The 260-nt window shown below is 51.9% G+C and carries 1 protein-coding gene; it reads right to left on the bottom strand.

Going from position 1 to position 260, the window contains the following annotated elements; genetic code table 11:
- Positions 1-260, bottom strand: a 260-nt coding sequence (locus AAEZ06_RS27625; protein ID WP_350617315.1) for a 3,4-dihydroxy-2-butanone-4-phosphate synthase, incomplete at both ends; no start/stop codon positions are given.

Here is a 260-nt window from a genome sequence, read left to right on the forward strand (position 1 = left end):
CTTCTACCGTTTGCTCATTGGCAATGCGGTAGTTGATAAGATCAGCGATGGTGCCCATTTTGATGCCGTGCTCTTTTGCAAATATCTCGAGATCATCACGGCGTGCCATTGTACCATCAGCATTGATGATCTCTACAATCACTGCTGCGGGCTCAAGACCTGCCAATCGTGCTAAGTCGCACCCTGCTTCGGTATGTCCGGCACGGTGCAATACGCCGCCGTTTTGTGCCATGATCGGGAAGATATGCCCAGGCTGTACG

Source organism: Pseudomonas sp. HY7a-MNA-CIBAN-0227, assembly GCF_040310325.1.
Classification (GTDB): Bacteria; Pseudomonadota; Gammaproteobacteria; order Pseudomonadales; family Pseudomonadaceae; genus Aquipseudomonas.